The organism is Pseudorhizobium xiangyangii (genome assembly GCF_020531965.1).
Taxonomy (GTDB): domain Bacteria; phylum Pseudomonadota; class Alphaproteobacteria; order Rhizobiales; family Rhizobiaceae; genus Neorhizobium; species Neorhizobium xiangyangii.
Genome location: NZ_JAJAWH010000019.1, coordinates 45,955 through 61,165 on the forward strand (window position 1 = coordinate 45,955; position 15,211 = coordinate 61,165).

Annotated in this window: 11 protein-coding genes and 1 pseudogene; 6 read left to right on the forward strand and 6 right to left on the reverse strand. The window is 61.5% G+C overall.

Features of this window, described 5'->3' with window-relative positions:
* Nucleotides 1–87 precede the first annotated feature (87 nt).
* The 3 genes from treZ (at nucleotide 88) to LH464_RS17165 (ending at nucleotide 5,184) form a co-directional block, all read left to right on the forward strand.
* Nucleotides 88–1,914 (forward strand): malto-oligosyltrehalose trehalohydrolase, encoded by a 1,827-nt coding sequence (gene treZ, locus LH464_RS17155; protein WP_226787621.1) that lies wholly within the window; start codon nucleotides 88–90, stop codon nucleotides 1,912–1,914.
* Nucleotides 1,911–4,448: a malto-oligosyltrehalose synthase gene (treY, locus tag LH464_RS17160; protein ID WP_226787622.1), complete on the forward strand. Its 2,538-nt coding sequence runs from the start codon at nucleotides 1,911–1,913 to the stop codon at nucleotides 4,446–4,448. The genes treZ and treY overlap by 4 nt, the downstream gene beginning before the upstream one ends.
* Nucleotides 4,449–4,899: 451 nt before the next feature.
* Nucleotides 4,900–5,184 (forward strand): hypothetical protein, encoded by a 285-nt coding sequence (locus LH464_RS17165; RefSeq protein WP_226787623.1) that lies wholly within the window; start codon nucleotides 4,900–4,902, stop codon nucleotides 5,182–5,184.
* Nucleotides 5,185–5,210: 26 nt separating this feature from the next.
* On the opposite strand, the pseudogene LH464_RS17170 reads toward LH464_RS17165, so the two are convergent.
* The 5 genes and pseudogenes from LH464_RS17170 to LH464_RS17190 form a co-directional block, all read right to left on the reverse strand.
* Nucleotides 5,211–5,294 (reverse strand): annotated as a pseudogene (locus tag LH464_RS17170) (NAD(P)-dependent oxidoreductase); the annotation flags it as partial.
* Between the two features lie 140 nt (nucleotides 5,295–5,434).
* Complete coding sequence (locus LH464_RS17175) at nucleotides 5,435–5,695, reverse strand: hypothetical protein (protein WP_226787624.1); 261 nt, start codon at nucleotides 5,693–5,695, stop codon at nucleotides 5,435–5,437.
* Between the two features lie 61 nt (nucleotides 5,696–5,756).
* Entirely contained in the window at nucleotides 5,757–6,185 is a 429-nt protein-coding gene (locus LH464_RS17180; RefSeq protein WP_226787625.1) for a DUF983 domain-containing protein, read from the reverse strand.
* 178 nt (nucleotides 6,186–6,363) lie between these two features.
* On the reverse strand, nucleotides 6,364–6,639 hold the full coding sequence (locus tag LH464_RS17185) for a hypothetical protein (RefSeq protein WP_226787684.1): 276 nt from the start codon (nucleotides 6,637–6,639) through the stop codon (nucleotides 6,364–6,366).
* An 80-nt stretch (nucleotides 6,640–6,719) separates the two neighbouring features.
* The gene (locus LH464_RS17190) at nucleotides 6,720–7,655 is read right to left on the reverse strand and encodes an NAD(P)/FAD-dependent oxidoreductase (RefSeq protein ID WP_226787626.1); all 936 of its coding nucleotides are present in this window, start codon (nucleotides 7,653–7,655) and stop codon (nucleotides 6,720–6,722) included.
* Nucleotides 7,656–7,869: 214 nt separating this feature from the next.
* Here LH464_RS17190 and LH464_RS17195 point away from each other — a divergent pair, with 214 nt between their 5' ends.
* On the forward strand, nucleotides 7,870–9,075 hold the full coding sequence (locus tag LH464_RS17195; RefSeq protein ID WP_226787627.1) for an HPP family protein: 1,206 nt from the start codon (nucleotides 7,870–7,872) through the stop codon (nucleotides 9,073–9,075).
* Nucleotides 9,076–9,839: 764 nt separating this feature from the next.
* Here LH464_RS17195 and LH464_RS17200 read toward each other — a convergent pair.
* Entirely contained in the window at nucleotides 9,840–11,171 is a 1,332-nt protein-coding gene (locus tag LH464_RS17200; protein WP_315859677.1) for a dicarboxylate/amino acid:cation symporter, read from the reverse strand.
* A gap of 225 nt (nucleotides 11,172–11,396) precedes the next feature.
* Here LH464_RS17200 and LH464_RS17205 point away from each other — a divergent pair, with 225 nt between their 5' ends.
* Together LH464_RS17205 and LH464_RS17210 are read left to right on the forward strand one after the other, a co-directional pair.
* Nucleotides 11,397–13,235, forward strand: coding sequence for a sensor histidine kinase (locus LH464_RS17205; RefSeq protein WP_226787628.1), 1,839 nt, complete (start codon nucleotides 11,397–11,399; stop codon nucleotides 13,233–13,235).
* A complete protein-coding gene (locus tag LH464_RS17210) occupies nucleotides 13,232–14,599 on the forward strand; it encodes a sigma-54-dependent transcriptional regulator (RefSeq protein WP_226787629.1) in 1,368 nt (455 codons plus the stop codon). The genes LH464_RS17205 and LH464_RS17210 overlap by 4 nt, the downstream gene beginning before the upstream one ends.
* The last annotated feature ends 612 nt before the right edge of the window (nucleotides 14,600–15,211 follow it).

A 15,211-nucleotide genomic window follows, 5' to 3' on the forward strand; every position in this document is an offset into this window, starting at 1 on the left:
TTTCTTTCCAATCGGCACACCGCTTTGAACGATGGGAACCGACTGAGCTCCTGCCCGTTTCGGGGTTTCTCGGAATGGGGCCTACCGATGACATCTGCATATGACGCTGCAAGCGCATTTCGCGTCTTCCCGAAAACCTGGGGAGCGGAGTTCGTCGCTGTCGGCGAAGTCCGCTTCCGGCTCTGGGCGCCGGGCCAGCAGGAAGTCGCCCTTCGGCTCGGCACCAGCGAGACACCCATGAGCCGCAGCGATGACGGCTGGTTCGAACTGCTGGCGACCGGTGTTTCGGCCGGCACCGAATACTGCTTCGTGCTTGCCGACGGCATGACCGTTCCCGATCCGGCCTCGCGCGGGCAGAAGGATGACGTCAACGGCCCGTCGCTCGTCATTGATCCGACGAATTACGAGTGGCAGAACGCCGACTGGCGCGGCCGCCCCTGGGAAGAGGCGGTCATCTACGAATTGCATGTCGGAACGTTCACCGGGGAAGGAACCTTCCGCAGCGCGATCGAAAAGCTGCCTCACCTGGCGCAACTGGGCATCACGGCCATCGAGATCATGCCGCTCGCCCATTTCGGCGGAAATCGCGGCTGGGGCTATGACGGCGTCCTGCCCTATGCGCCGCACGGCGCCTATGGCCGGCCTGAGGATTTCAAGGCATTCATCGATGCAGCCCACGGCCACGGGCTGATGGTGTTCCTCGATGTCGTCTACAATCACTTCGGACCGGAAGGTAACTACCTCCCGCGTCTCGCACCCGACTTCTTCCACCCCGAAAAACATACGCCATGGGGCGCCGCCATTGCCTATGAGAAGGAGCCGGTTCGCAGCTTCTTCGTCGACAATGCGCTCTATTGGCTGGATGAGTTCCTGCTGGATGGGTTGCGGTTCGACGCCATCGACCAGATCCGCGACGAAGCGGAAACGCATATCCTCATCGAGATCGCCGAGCGCATCCGGGCCGAGTTCCCCGACCGGCAGATCCACCTGACGACGGAAGACGTGCGCAACATCACCTTCCTCCACGAGCGCGGGGAGGACGGCGGCGTACCGCGCTTCACCGCAGAGTGGAACGACGACTTCCACAATGCCGTCCATGTCTACGCCACCGGGGAGACGGACGGCTACTACCAGGACTTTGCCGAAGCTCCCGAACAGATGGTGGCGCGCAGTTTGGCAGAGGGCTTCGCCTTCCAGGGCGAGGTTTCCAAGCAGACCGGCGAAAACCGGGGCGTCTCCAGCCAGAACCTGCCGCCCGTTGCATTCGTCGATTTCATCCAGAACCACGATCAGGTCGGCAACCGAGCCTTCGGCGACCGGTTGCTGGCGCTGACGCGACCGGGGAGGGTCAAGGCATTGCTCGCAGTGCTGCTTCTGTCGCCGCATATCCCGCTCGTCTTCATGGGTGAGGAATTCGGCGAGACGCGCCCCTTCCTGTTCTTCACCGATTTCCATGGCGACCTTGCCAAGGCTGTGCGGGAGGGCCGGCGCAAGGAGTTCGAAGGTCATCCGGGCCATGGCCATGAGGATGAGACTATCCCCCATCCCAACGCTAGGAAGACGTTCACCGATTCCAGGCTGGATTGGGAAAAACCGGCCTCGGGCGACGGCAGGGAATGGATCGCCCTGACCCGCGAACTGCTGGACATTCGAGCCAAGACGATCGTGCCGATGATCCGCTCGGCCACGTCTTCCGGAGGAAGGGTGCTCAAGGCAGAAGACGGCCTTGTCGCGGTCTCCTGGGATTTCCGGGGTGGCCAGCTTGGCATGGCCATCAACCTCAGCGGCAAGCCTCACCCCCTGCCGATACTGCCCGGGGAAACCATCTTCGCCTATCCCTCCCGTGAAACCGGGAAGACGGAACTGGCGGCCGACGCGGTTATCGTCACCGCCAGCGCGGGAGGCACTGCGTGAAGATCCCCTCCTCCACCTATCGCATCCAGTTCCGCAGCGGCATGACCTTCGACCGCGCGGCAGCACTCGTTCACTATCTCAAGCGGCTCGGCATCAGCCATCTCTATGCCTCGCCGATATTCACCGCGACGTCGGGCTCCACCCACGGCTACGACGTCACCGACGCCAACGAATTCGATCCGGTCCTCGGCGGTCGCGACGGTTTCATGCGAATGTCGGACGCTCTGCGTGATCATGGCCTCGGCCTGATCCTCGACATCGTGCCGAACCACATGGCAGCCTCGCTTGAAAACAAGTGGTGGCGCGACGTGGTGGAGTTCGGCCCCGAGAGCCGTTACGCCCGCTACTTCGACATCGACTGGAGCCGCAGGCTGACGCTGCCTTTCCTCGGCGAAACGTTCGAAAAGGTGCTTGAATCGGGCGATCTCTCCGTCAAGCGTGATCCGAAGACGGGCAAGCCCGCGCTTGCCTGTTACGACACCTTCTACCCGCTGGTCCCAGCGAGCTACGAAGGCCGCGAGGAAGAGATCCTGGCGCTTTCCACGCCATCGGCGATCACGGATCTCCACGACCGGCAGCCCTGGCGTCTGATGCCGTGGCGCGATGCGCCGCGTGACTTGAACTACCGCCGCTTCTTCGAGATCACCGGGCTTGTTGGTCTCCGTGTCGAGGAGGCAGAGGTTTTCGATGCGGCGCATCGGACGGTCCTCGAACTCATCCGCGAAGGTCGCCTTGACGGCATTCGGATCGACCATGTCGACGGACTTGCAGACCCCAAGGCATATCTTGACGATCTGCGGCAGGCGGTCGGGCCGGAGATCTATATCCTCGTCGAGAAGATCCTCGGCGAAGGAGAACACTTGCCGCAGGACTGGCCGATCTCCGGTACGACCGGCTACGAATTCATCGGCGCGCTGAGCAATGTGCTTGTGGACGGCAGCAAGGCCGATGCTCTCACGCAAGCCTACGACGTCGTCACCACCGAGCCAACGGATTCGATAGAAGCGCTGCGCGGCGCCAAATTGCTGATGGCGAACAACAACTTCGAGGGCGAAGTTACCACACTGCGGAATCTTGCTCTCAAACTGCATGAGGCAGCTGGCCCTGCCGGCAGCATGGATGAACCGACCCTGCACAATGCTCTGCGCGAACTGCTGGTCGCCTTCCCCGTCTACCGAACCTATGGAACCTCGGACGGGCTGACGCCCGCAGACAATAAGCGGCTCGCGGACATTGTCGCTGCGGTAAAGTCGGGACCCCACGCGCCCGACATCGCCACTCTGGATTTCCTCCACGGACTTTTGCGCGGCAACGTCGACCCGGCGCAGAAGCATAATTCCGACCTCTTCCGCACCCGTTTCCAGCAACTGACCGGCCCGCTGATGGCGAAGTCGCTCGAGGACACGCTGTTCTTCCGCCACCACCGATTGCTTGCCCTGAACGAAGTCGGCAGTGAAGCCGATCCGCGACCGGCCTCTCTCACACGCTTTCACGAGGAGATGGAGACGCGGCTGGAGCGCCAGCCGCATGCGCTCTCAGCCACCTCTACGCACGATACGAAGCGCGGCGAGGATACGCGCGCTCGCCTCTACGCCATCAGCGAAGCCCCTGACATCTGGGCCGAAGCGGTGGAACGGTGGCGCGGAATGAACCAGATCTCCATCGCGTCTCTCCCCGACGGCCCGGCACCGGAGCCGGCAGTCGAGTGGATGCTCTATCAGGCGCTCGCAGGCGCATGGCCGACGGAGCTGTCGCAGGACGATGCCGCCGGTTTGCAGGCGCTGGAGCAGCGGTTTCTGGGTTACGTCGAGAAGGCGCTGCGCGAAGCAAAGCAGCGCACGAGCTGGAACGAGGTCGACCAGCAGTACGAGGCGGCGGTCAAGGACTATGCTTCTCGGCTACTGTCGCCAGGGAACCGGGCATTCCTCGGAGACTTTCAGAACACGCTCACTCCGTTTATCAACGCAGGTCTCGTCAACGGCATAACCCAGACGCTCATCAAGCTGACGGCGCCAGGCGTACCGGACATCTATCAGGGCAGCGAGCGGCTAGATCTCAGCCTGGTCGATCCGGACAACCGGCGCGAGCCGGATTTCGAGACGTTGGTGGAGGGATTGTCTGACGCCGGCACCTTGCCGGACAGCGACGAAGACTGGCGCTCGGGTCGCCTGAAGCAGCATGTCATTGCCAGGGTTCTTCAACTGCGCCGGCAGTACGGCAATCTCTTTGCGAACGGGCATTACATCCCCATCGAGGCACGCGGCAAACGCGCCAGGCACCTTGTGTCCTTCGCTCGACATGCGGGTAAGGAGACGCTTGTTATGGTCGCGCCTCGTTTCGTCTTCAGCGCATTTCATCACCGCATGCTTCCGGTCTCGGACCGCTGGGCGGAAACCGATTTGCTGCTTCCGGATGAACTCCGCCGTCGCGAATACCGGGATGTCTTCACAGGCCGCACCTTCCAGCCGTCCACAAACCTTTCCGTCAACTGGGCATTCGCCGGCCATCCATTTGCTCTCTATATCTCGGCGTAGCCGACAGACCTGTCGACGCAAACGAAAAAGGGCGCCGATCATGGCGCCCTTTTGGTTGACCGATACATCCGTCCCACCTCAGCCGAGACCAAGGAACGACAGGATCGCAAGTACGATAACAACGGCTCCGACGAGCCAAACGATGCTGTTCATGTATCTCTCCTTTTACACCGGATAAAATGGAACGATCAGGCGAAGCCGACCAGGTTCAAAACGGCGATGACGATGACGACTGCCCCGACCAGCCAAACGATGCTGTACATCTCGATCTCCTTGTTTCTCGGGAAAGTGAACGGCGGCGCGGACAAAAGGTTCCCTCTTCGCCCACGCTGTCACATTCGTCTCCGCGAGGTGTTGAGGTCTCGCCACGAAGCTCCGCCGGGGCACCGCTTTGCCCGAAGAAAAATGGTACAACTGGACGCCGTACGTCAGTCTTGAAAGGGAGAGGGACATGAACACCGCCAACCCCCAGCTCGAAGGTCTGTATCTGGCCTTTGCCGCAATCAACCGGCTTCTGGTCAGCAAGGGCCTCGTCAGCCATGCCGATCTCCAGCAGGTGCTACAGGACGCAGAGCAGACCGTGCTGGCCGACAGCCGCCCTCTCAACGTCTCCCAGTCCCATCAGAAGGCCGTGGCTTTCCCGATCCGGGTCCTGCTCCTGGCCAACGAGGCCTGCGAGAAAGACGAGCAATTCGATTTCGAGGACCTCGCCCGCGAAGTCGGCCGCCGCACATAGGCAGGCGGCAGCACTCGCAAGGGGCGTTAAAGGATCGGCTTGCTGCCGGTGACGGCGACCGTGGCACCCGAGACGTAGTTCGACATCGGCGCGGCCAGCATCACATAGGCCTCACGAGTTCCGCGGGCTGTCTTCAGCCGTCGTAGATGGAATTTCCGACTGGCAGGCTCTTCGAGCGCAGGACCTAACGCCACAAAAATGGCGCGGCTCCGGCCGCGCCTCGTGCTTGTTTCTACGGCGCGAGGAGCCGCTATTCGGCGCGCACGCCGGGCGTTGCAGCACCGTCACCTCTTCGCAGGCGCCGCAACTGGTCAACTATCCGAAGCGAGCCCGAGGCCCGCGCGGCAGAAAAATCGGAGCTCTTCGACAATATCCGCAACATGTCTTCCGCCTCATCGGCGGAAATTGTCCCTCTCGCGGCAAGCCCATCGATCAAAAGCAGAAGAGTGCCCTCGACCGCGAAAGCTCTTCGGCGGGTTTCGATGTCGTTGCTGTTTTCAGTCTCATGCATGTCAGGCTCCTTGGAATGCTACCTGACCAATAGACTCGAGACCGAAAGGTTCCTCACCTTGTCAGGGGGTGCCATGCTGGCTCGACGGATTGCCACCCGAACCGCCCTGGTGCTGACGGTCCAGCTTGCCCTGTTCGGCCTTGTAGAAATACTGGCTTGCCACCAGCCAGCCCTTGAGCGGTCGAAGCGGCGGAATGCAGGTGAGCAGCATGAACGGCAGCGAGGTCAGCGCATGGACCCAGAACGGCGGCTGGAAGACGACCTCGATCCAGACTGCAAGTGCTACACTTGGCACGCAGGCAAAGCAGATGACGAAGAATGCCGGCCCATCGGCAGGATCGGCGAACGAATAATCCAGCCCGCAAACCTCGCAGTTTGGACAGAGCTTCAGGAAACCATCGAACAGATGCCCTTGGCCGCAGCGCGGGCATCGCCCCCTGATCCCTGTGCTGTATGGCGACAGGGGAGCCCATTCGGCGTCAGATGACATGATTGTACCTCTTGTGACGGAACGCTGCCGATAGCGCCGGAGAGGGACCGGCAGCAAGGCTCCGATTTGACGCGCGTCAAATTGAACCACCCGTTTCGCAACGAACATTGGGGATCATTCACCGCACGACGACGCTGACGGCCTTGCTGTGCAGGGCGTCTCTTTCGAAGAAATTATTCTAGTCGTCGTTGAACGGCCAGTCGCGATAGATGCGTCGCCACACCAGCTTCAGGCTCCGGTCCGGCTGGATTATGTAGCGCTCCTCGACCCGCTGGCCGAACTCGTTACGAAACTGATGGCTGACGGGGCTGCCGATCGGCGCCCTTGTCAGGCGCGTGCGTGGTTGGCCGCCATAGGTAATACTGCCGGGAATAGGCTCAAGCCCCGGCGTGTCAGGAGAAATAGTGGCTGTGCAGCCGCCAAGTGCTGCGGCGAGCCCGGCAATGAGAACCATGTGTTTCAAGATACCACCTCACCTTTTCGTGGCCGGTCCGCATTAACCCGCCAAGGTGGCAGACGGTTCCACGCCTCGCGTCATACGCCGCGCAATCTGTTGTGAATGGCGACGGCGGCGACCTCGCCTTGCGCCATGGCCACTCCGAGCTGATTCAAGCCGGTCACGACATCGCCAACGCCGAAACAACCCTCCACATTCGTTTGCTGGCGAGGTCCGGTGCTGATGCGGTCATCCTCCTCTAGTGCAACCCCCAGCTGCGCCGCAAGGCGGGAACGCGGTCGCACGCCAAGCGCGGAATAAAGAACGATCCCGTTCAGCTTTTCGCCGGTCCCGAATGCGAGGTTCATTTCGCTTCTCGCTCCCTTGGTCACCGAAACCAGCGACCCGACAAGAACGTCGATCCCCTCTTCCGCCAGTTCCAGGCTGACCTCTTCATCCCATTGCGGCTGTCGCCCGAGCGTGACTATCGAAATTGAAGTGGTGAAGGATTTGAGGAAACGGGCCTCCGCGACGGCGCGCATGGTCGAACCAATCACGCCGGCCGGCCGCCCGGCGATCTCATATCCGTCGCAGATGGGACATATCCGGAGATACCCTTCAGCGACGAGTTCATGGGCATCGTCGAATGGGGGAAGATTGTCGTCGAGTCCCGTCGCGAAGATGACGTTCTGACCCGCAAATCGGCGCCCGCCCGCTTGGAGCTGGAAAAATCCGTTGCCCGACCTCTCAAGCCGAGTGGAGATCTCCTCGACGACCTCGATGTTGAGATCGCGCAACTGCTCGCGCATCCTGGCGATGAGATCGCTCCCCCTGATCCCGCCCGGGAAGCCGGGGTGATTGTATGATCGCGGGATCAGCGATGCCCGACTGCCGCCGGCATCGACCAGCAGCGCCTTCCGGTGCATTCGAGCAAGGTAGATCGCGGCCGTCATCCCACCGGGACCACCGCCAATGATGAGGCAATCGTAGGGAATGTCGGAAACCGTGCCGTTCGACGATCCGGTCAATGGCATGCAATTCCTCCGGTGAAGCAGTTCGCCCCGTTGCGCCCAATAACTCCACGGCGCTTCCTGCGGTTCCCGGCTCCGTAATTGCGGCGACGATCTCTCATCCGCCGCTCGACGCGCGGGACAGGATTTCCCACCAGGCGATTAATTTTGGAGCATTTTGCCTATTGCTTCAGCACTGTCTCTGTTATCGAACGGTCTCCCTTAGCCGAGCGCCCGTATGTCCTTTCTTAGACGCCTCAATCCCTCGATCGTTCCCGTCAGTTCGGCGGAACGCTTCAGAGCCTCATTCGGCGCACTTGTCGGCATCCTGTTGACCGGCCTTATCAGCCGTCTGGCGCTCGGGGGTGATGCGGGCTTCCCACTGCTGATCGCTCCGATGGGAGCGTCGGCGGTACTCCTCTTTGCCGCGCCGAGCAGCCCGCTCGCCCAACCGTGGTCTGTGCTGGGCGGCAACCTCATCTCGGCAACCCTTGGTGTCACCTGCGCTCTTACGATCAATGATCCGGTGATCGCCGCCAGTACCGCCATTTCCATCTCCATCGGGCTAATGCTGCTCCTGAACTGCCTTCATCCACCGAGTGGTGCGGTCGCGTTGACCGCGGTTCTGGGCGGGCCGGCCATCCAGGAGGTGGGCTATTGGTTCGTTCTCTCTCCAGTCGGGTTGAATTCCATATTGCTGCTGGCAAGCGCCTACGCGTTCAACAACGCCACAGGCAGGCGCTATCCGCATCTGGCCCCGCCTGCACAGCAGATGAACCACGGGACCAGCGATCCCGTTCCGACGCATCGCATTGGCATCGTTCCCGAGGATCTCCGGGCCGTGCTCGAGCAGTATGACGAGGTGGTGAACATCAGCCCGGAGGACCTCGACGCCCTGCTCCACCAAGCGCAGATCCGTGCCTACGAGCGTCGATCCGGCGAAATCACCTGCGACGAGATCATGTCGCGCGACGTCATCACGGTCTCGCCCGACGCAAGCCTCCGCGCCACATGGCGGTTGCTCATGCAAGCGGACATCAAGGCCCTGCCGGTGGTCGCCGCGGACAGGCAGCTGTTGGGCATCGTGACGCAGACGGACTTCATGCGGATGTCCGTGCTGAACGATCGCGGCAGCCTGAGCCTCAGAGCCAAGGCCGGGGCGCTGGTGCGCGGTAGCGGCGTGCCTCGCACCGTCGCCGATATCATGACCAAGCGTGTGCAGTCAGCGCTGCCTGAAACGATGATTGCGAAGCTCGTGCCTCCCATGGCCGACATGGGCCTGCACCACATGCCGGTGGTAGATCACGACAACCACGTCGTCGGCATCATCACCCAGTCCGACCTGATAGCCGCACTGTTTCAAAGCGGCAGAAATACGGAAGTCGGCGCGGAAGAAATATTAGCAAAACACAGTATAAATACGCGCACATCACCCGCGCGTTGAGAATTTACGACAACGTAAAAATATTTCATCCCGGCGATTGAATGCCTCCCCACGAAGGCTCAAAGTACTTCAGCGCAATGAATGAAGTTGTGCTTTGAGATCATGCGCTTTGATGGGGGCTCTATGCCATATCCGATTGCGGTGATGGCCAGTCGACTTGCTCAGGACGATACAGTCGGAAGTGACGAAATCGCCGAGGCGATCGGTTTTCTGGATACTAAAATACAAGCTGCGAGAGACAGTTGCGAGCCTGTGCCTTTCGTGGAATTTCGAACGAAGACACTTCTGGCCGCAGCGCTGAGGCTTCGAGAGGCCGAACCGTTTTCGTAGACTGCGTCGGAGAAACGACCGTCAGGAAATGAGATGGTGGCGGGAGACCGCTATGCATCCCAGGCTGCGTTCGGCCGGAAAACCGGCCACGATTGCCGGATAATCCGCCGCACTATCAACAATCCCCCGGTAAGGCTTGCCACGACTGCCCGCCAAGCGGCGAGCATGTGGCAAACATCAGCATTAGAAAACAAACATGTAAAGCAGGATGATCACGAAGATCGGAACGCCCATGGCCCACAGTGCGATACCTTTTAGCATTGTCTTACTCCTTGATTGCCGGGGAGAACGTGCATACGCCGCTAACGTTCCAATCAAAGGATGTTCTGAAGGACGGAGGCCAGCACGGACAATGGATTTTGTCCTAAATCATCGCCTGCCTTGATGACAATGAAGGCAGGCGATGTGATTTCGTGGGCCGTGAGCGAGATCGTCTATTCAGCAGGTTGCAGGACGGGCGTTTCGATCAGATCGTCCTGCGCATCGCCGCTCAACGCCGCGTTCAGCTTTGCGACATCCAGTTCGTTCTCCCACTTGGCGACGACGATGGTGGCGACGGCATTGCCGACGAAGTTCGTGAGCGCACGGCATTCAGACATGAAGCGGTCGATACCGAGGATCAGCGCCATGCCGGCAACCGGTACGGAAGGCACGACCGAGAGCGTGGCGGCAAGCGTGATGAAGCCCGCGCCGGTGATGCCCGCGGCACCCTTTGAACTCAGCATTGCGACGAGCAGCAACAGTATCTGGTCGCCCAGCGACAGCGGAATGTCGACCGCCTGCGCGATGAACAGCGCCGCGAGCGTCATGTAGATATTGGTGCCGTCGAGGTTGAACGAATAGCCGGTCGGGATGACGAGGCCGACGACCGATCGCTTGCAGCCGGCCTTTTCCATCTTCTGCATCAGGCCCGGCAACGCCGCCTCGGAAGAGGAGGTACCGAGAACGAGCAGCAGCTCTTCCTTGATGTAGCGGATGAGCGCCAGGATCGAGAAGCCGTTGTACCTGGCAACGGCGCCCAGCACCACGAAAACGAAGAGGATCGAGGTGATGTAGAAGGTGGCAATCAGGAACGCGAGATTGGCGACCGAGCCGATACCGTACTTGCCGATGGTGAATGCCATCGCGCCGAATGCGCCGATCGGCGCTGCCTTCATCAGGATGGCGACCAGCCGGAAGATCGGGCTCGTCAGTGCCTGCAGGAAATCGATAACCGGCTTGCCCTGCTCGCCGACCATGCCGAGCGCAATGCCGAACAGCACCGAGAAGAACAGCACCTGCAGGATATCCCCTTCGGCGAAGGCGCCGACGATGGTCTGCGGGATGATGTTCATCAGAAAACCGGTGATCGTCGATTCATGCGCCTTGGTCGCATAGGTCGCCACCGCCTGGGCATCGAGGGAGCCGGGGTCGATATGCATGCCGGCGCCCGGCTGCACCACATTGGCCACCACCAGGCCGAGGATCAGCGCGAGTGTGGAGAAGGTGAAGAAATAGACCATCGCCTTGCCAGCGACGCGGCCAACTTTCTTGAGGTCCGACATGCCGGCAATGCCGGTGGCGACCGTCAGGAAGATCACCGGAGCAATGATCATCTTGACGAGCTTGATAAAGGCGTCGCCGAGCGGCTTCAGGCCGGCGCCGAAATCCGGGTAGTAATGGCCGACAAGCATGCCGGCGACGATGGCGACGATCACCTGGAAATAGAGGTGACGGTAGAATGGCAGGGGCGCACGCGGTTGCGTGTCTACAGAAGAGATGTGCACGGATTCCTCCTTATCGCCACCCCCAACCGGTAGACCGGCCCTTCCCGGGATGACTTGCTGAAACTGGAACCTGTGCAGCAAGGGGTGTGCCAAGCCGGGTTAAGACGAGCAAGCACTTGAAATACTTAGATTATTTATAAAATCAAAAAAGCTCCGATACCTAACTGTGCGGTTTTTCGCATAACAAACATTGAGTTTCGTGCGGATTTATGCTCAACATTATCGATGGACGCGCGCCCGACGACCCTCACGGCAGACCTTTCCCGCGCGGCAAAGCGTCAATGGCTTGCCTTTGCCGTCACCCTCCTGGTCGTCACCATCGCGGCACTCTATGCGGCCGGCATCTACGGCCGGTCCTCGGCCATTTCGGGGCTGGAAGAACAGGGGCGCACCGACGCCAATCTCAAGGTTGCGCTGTTGCGCGCCGTTCTCGAGCGCCCCCGCGCCCTGCCCTTCCTGCTTTCCCGCGACCGCGACGTGGCAGAGGCGCTGGCGGGCGGCGAGAGCGCCAAGCGCGCCTTGCTTGACCGCAAGCTGGAAGAGCTTGTGGCCGGTGCCGGCGCGGCGGTGATCTACGCCATCGACCGGACAGGCGTGGCGATCTCGGCAAGCAACTGGCGCGAGCCGACGAGTTTCGTCGGCAACGACTATTCCTTCCGTGCCTATTTTTCCCGTGCGATGAAGGAAGGCACTGCCGAGCATTTCGGGCTCGGCTCGGTCAGCAAACGGCCCGGCCTCTATATTTCTCACCGCATCGGCCCGGCTGCAGCTCCGCTCGGCGTCGTCGTGGCCAAGATGGAGTTCGACCAGCTCGAGCGGGACTGGCACGAAACGCGCCGCCCCTCCTATGTCGTCGATAACAACAATGTGGTGCTGATTACCAGCATCCCCTCCTGGCGCTTCATGACCACCGAGCCGCTGCCGGCAGAAAACCTCTCGGCCATTCGCGAAAGCCTGCAGTTCGGCGAGGCTCCGCTTGCGCCGCTTCCCTTCCGCCAGACGGCAGGCAGCAACCTCCTTCGCGCCGTGCTGCCGGGTGGCAGTGCGGAAACCTACCTGCGCATCACCACCCCTGTCGCCTCGACGCCCTGGCGGTTCGAATATCTTGTACCCGTCGCCGGTGCTGTAACTGCCGGCATGCGGGAAGCGCGGCTACTCGCCCTCATCGCCATCGGCGCGATCACGGTTGCGGCGGCAGTCTGGCTGCGCCGCCGCCAGACAGCGCTTGCCAATGCTGCCCGCGACCAGGCAGCGCGTGAGGAACTGGAGCGCCGCGTGATCGAACGCACGCGGGACCTGAGCCTTGCTCGCGACCACCTGCAAGCCGAAATAGCCGACCACCGGGAAACAGAAACGAAACTGCAAGCCGTGCAGCAGGATCTCGTGCAGGCCAACGGGCTGGCGATCCTCGGCCAGGTCGCCGCCGGCGTCGCGCACGAAATCAACCAGCCACTGGCCACCATCCGTGCCTATGCCGACAACTCCAAGGTTTTTCTGGCGCGCAGCAAGCCGGAGCCGGTGATCGAAAACCTCGGCCTCATCGCCGACCTGACGGACCGTATCGCGACGATTACCGAGGACCTGAAGGCGCTTGCCCGCAAGGGCCGCTCCGAAGAGGAGCCGGTCGACCTCCAGGAGGCTATCGACGGCGCCATCATGCTGCTGCGCAGCCGCTTCACCGGCCGGCTCGAACGTCTGGTCGTCGCGCCCCTGCCGAACAACCTCAGCGTCATGGGCCACCGGCTCAGGCTTGAACAGGTTTTCATCAACCTCTTCCAGAACGCACTGGAAGCCGTGGGGGACCGGGCAGAGGGCCGCGTGGACGTTTCGGTCGCGGTTGTGGAGGCGGAGGTCGCCATTTCGGTGACCGACAACGGACCCGGTATTTCGCCCGCCATCCTTGAATCGCTCTTCGAACCCTTCAACACCTCCAAGGCAGAGGGGCTTGGGCTGGGTCTGGTCATCTCCAAGGACATCGTGTCCGACTATGGCGGACGACTGGATGTCGAGACGGGTGCGGATGGCACCTGCTTCAAGGTCCAGCTTCGAAAGGCGCAGATATGAACACGCCCGTCCTCCTCATCGACGACGACAGACAGCTTCTGCGCGCGACGGCCCAGACGCTGGAACTCGCGGGTTTCAGCGTTACGCCGCTCACAGCCGCCACCGAGGCGCTCGCTCATATCGACAGAGACTTTGCCGGCGTCATCGTCTCCGATATCCGCATGCCGGGCATGGATGGGCTACAGCTCTTCAGGCGCATCCGTGACCTCGATGCCGAAATTCCGGTGGTCCTCGTTACCGGCCACGGCGATATCCCGACGGCCGTGAAGGCTATCCAGGACGGCGTCTACGACTTCATCGCCAAACCCTTTCCCGCCGAGCGGCTGATCCAGTGCGTGCACCGCGCCGTCGAAAAACGCAGCCTCGTCCTGGAAAACCGACACCTCAGGGAGGCGGCCGCCCGGCAGGCGGAGGACGACTTTCCGCTGATCGGCCAGACGCCGGTGATGGAACGGCTGCGCCAGACGCTGCGCCAGATCGCCGATACGGATGTCGACGTGCTGGTGACCGGCGAGACGGGCAGCGGCAAGGAGGTCGTGGCGCGCCTCCTGCACGGCTGGAGCCGCCGCTCGAAGGGCAATTTCGTCGCGCTCAATTGCGGCGCGCTGCCGGAACAGGTCATCGAAAGCGAACTCTTCGGCCACGAGCCCGGCGCCTTTACCGGCGCACAGAAGAAGCGCATCGGCCGCATCGAGCATTCCAGCGGCGGGACTCTGTTTCTCGACGAACTGGAAAGCATGCCGCTCTCCACCCAGATCCAGATGTTGCGCGTGCTCGAGATGCGGGAGGTCACGCCCCTCGGCACCAACGAGGTCCGCCCCGTGGACATCCGCATCGTCGCGGCCGCAAAAGTCGATCTTGCCGACCCGGGACAACGCCAGGCGTTCCGCGAGGACCTCTACTACCGCCTGAATGTCGTCTCACTCTCCATACCGCCGCTACGCGAGCGACGGGAGGATATCCCGCTCCTTTTCAGCTATTTCGCAGAGCGCGCGGCGCAGCGCTTCAAGCGCGAGGCGCCGCCGGTATCGCCTGATATTCAGCGGTATCTGAGGGAATACGATTGGCCGGGAAATGTTCGCGAACTCTCCCACTTCGCCGAGCGGACGGTGCTGGGCATTGCTCCGGCGCCGAGCGAGCAGCAACCGCCAGCCGACCCAGCGGAAGAATCAGGCTCGCTCCCCGAACGGCTGGATCGGCTGGAAGCCCAAATCATCAGAGACACGCTTTCCGCCCATGAAGGCAACGTGCAGAAAACCATCGCCACCCTCGGCATTCCCCGCAAGACCTTCTACGACAAGCTTCAACGCCACGGCATCGTCCGGCGAGCGTTTTCGTCCAAGGTTGAAGGGGAAAGTCCCTGAGTACGCCTGGTCGCAAATAGCGGCCTCCTGCGGGCCAAGCCGCATGTATTGAAAGCCACTTACCTCGCCGCGCCAAAAACGAATTGGCAGGCGGCCGGAATTCTCCCCAGATCCCGGCCGCCACCCCGCCACCGGCCATTCTTGCCGAGGGCGTCGTCGCTCCTGCAATAAGAAATGTTAATTGCGGCGCAGCATTTGCCGCCACCGCATTGGAGTAATGCCGTTCCAAGCCCATTCAAGACCTTCTTAATATTCAAGATCGAGGAAGTGGACTGCACGTATTCGCGCGGTGGTGGAGGGAGTAGCAACTGCCAGCGACCCGGCGGAAGAATCACGCTCGCTCCCCGAACGGCTGGATCGGCTGGAAGCCGAAATCATCCGGGACACGCTTTCCGCCCATGAAGGCAATGTGCAGAAAACCATCGCCACCCTGGGCATTCCCCGCGGAAAGCCCCTGAGCATCACAATACAGGCGACCTTTCGGATAGACACAGCCTGCGCCTGAGGGAAAGGCATCGCCACGCACAAACGCTGGAGGAAAGCGACACCTGCATTCAAGCACTTTTGGCGCAGCTTGGAACTCCGCGACACATTGTCGGCCCGGCGTCAAAA